1 protein-coding gene is annotated in these 2,193 nt (G+C 69.4%); it reads left to right on the plus strand.

Features of this window, described 5'->3' with window-relative positions:
- Positions 1-697: 697 nt before the first annotated feature.
- The coding region (locus D455_RS32210) for a serine/threonine-protein kinase (protein ID WP_026122620.1) at positions 698-2,193 on the plus strand (1,496 nt) is incomplete at its 3' end.

Below are 2,193 nucleotides of genomic sequence, written 5' to 3' on the forward strand. Positions count from 1 at the left end.
ACCGAGTGTGGCCACCATCCACCGCCCGAGGGAACGCCTGGGCAACGGTACGCGGCGCGGCAGCGGACGGAACCGGTGAAGCCTCATTACCCCATCCCTACGATCACCTGTGCGGGGGTGGCGAATCGCTGTTCCCTTGATGCCCGCTCGCGGTTCGTGCAACCCCTTCCGCCGAGGCGCCCCGAATCCGCCGGAGACGGACCCGGCTCAACGGCCGCGCGACGAGAACCTCACCGGGTGCCATCGGACGCCGCCCACCGCCAGTGCGTGCTCCGTTCTCGCCCCGCGGTTCCGTACCGACACGGCACCAAACGGCGTCGCACGGCCTCAGACGGCACGGTGGATCGGACGGGGCGAGAGGGCACGTGGCGTCACGGGACCAGCACCTCCAACCCGACGGCCGCAGGTTCGCACCCTGCCGGGCGCACCACAAAACCCCCAGATGGGGCGCGTCATCTCATCACCGAGGAGCCGCCGCACTGACGGGACCAGCCCCGCGTTCCTCCTTCGGACCAGCTCCCGCTGTCGCGCCCTGCCGGAATCGCGCGGTTCCGGCCACGCCGTCCGCTTCTCCCGTCTCCCAGGCCATGGTCCGCTGTTCTGGTGTACCCGCACGATTCCCGTGGGCACACAACGCTTGCGGAGGGACATCCGTTACGCTTCGCCCTGGATCTCCCCGTGTTGAGAAACGGCCCCCATGAAACCCCTACGCACCGACGACCCCCGTCAGCTCGGACGCTACCGACTGCTGCGCCGGATCGGCGAAGGTGGCATGGGCGTCGTCTTCCTGGCGGTCCCCACCTCCAGCGACGAGGGGGACGACCTGGTCGCGGTGAAGGCGGTCCGGTCCGAGTACGCCGGAGACCGGGAGTTCCGCACGCGGTTCGCCGGTGAAGTCGATCTTGCTCGCCGGGTTCGGGGGCCGTACACCGCCCGTGTCCTCGACGCTGACACCGACGGCCCCCGTCCCTGGCTGGCGACCGAGTACGTCGCCGGACCGGCTCTGAGCCACGCGGTGCGCGACAACGGCCCACTACCGGAGGAGTCACTGCTGGCTCTGGCCGCCGGGCTGGCCAAGGCGTTGTCAGCCATCCACGCAGTCGGGCTGATCCACCGCGACCTCAAACCCTCCAACGTCCTACTGTCCCCGCGCGGCCCCCAGGTCCTCGACTTCGGCATCGCCCGCGCTACCGATGCCACGGCGTTCACCCGTACCGGACAAACCCTGGGCACCCCCGCCTACATGTCGCCCGAGCAAGCTACGGGCGCCGAACTGGACCCTCGCAGCGACCTGTTCTCCTTCGGCGGCGTGCTCCTCTTCTCCGCCACCGGCCGCCAGCCGTTCGGCACGGGGAATCCCTCAGCCTTGCTCTACCGCGTCGTCAACGAGCACCCCGACCTGAGCGGAGTACCCGGGACCCTGCTCCCCATAGTCACCGCCTGCCTGGCGAAAGATCCCGCCGACCGCCCGGACCTGAACTCGGTGACGGCCGAGCTCACCGGCACGGCACTGCCAGGGCACGAGGACGCGGACGCCACCGAATGGCTACCCGAAGCAGTCGCCACCACGATCCAGCACACTCTGGTGGCCGTCACGGAGGCCATACCCACCACGGAACCGGCCGAGAGGGACAGATCCGCCGACACGGTCCCCGCTCCCCCCGCGTCCCCGCCCAGCTCGCACGGTGCGGAGAGTCTCGCGGACCCCTCGCCCAAGGACTCCGGAGGCCGTGAACACCGCCCCTTCAGTTCCACGGTGCTCTGGGGAGCCGTGGTCGCCACAGCGGTCCTGGCGAGCGCTCTGCTGGCCCTGGGCTCTTCGGAGGGCACGGCGCCACAGGCCCAACCAAACCCGATCCCCCAGGAAACCGACGGGCCCACCTCTTCTCGGTTCCCGTCCCCCTCGTCGACCCCCACCAACGCTCCGCCCTTCGACATCAGCACGGAGGTCCAGGACACCGCGTTCCTGGGCGACCCCAACCGCTTCGCGGCCTTGTCCAACGCCGGACTGGACGTCTTCGCCTCGGGAGATCCCGAACCGATCGAACGGCTCACAGAACGCAACGAGAGCTTCCACTTCAGTAACTCCGAACTGGCATCGACCCCGGACGGGGCCGTCGTGGCGGTCAAAGCGGTGAAGTCGGCCAGTGACGGTGTCGCCCCGATCCACGTATGGGAGATCGACGAATCCGG

This window comes from Nocardiopsis halotolerans DSM 44410 (genome assembly GCF_000341065.1).
GTDB lineage: Bacteria > Actinomycetota > Actinomycetes > Streptosporangiales > Streptosporangiaceae > Nocardiopsis > Nocardiopsis halotolerans.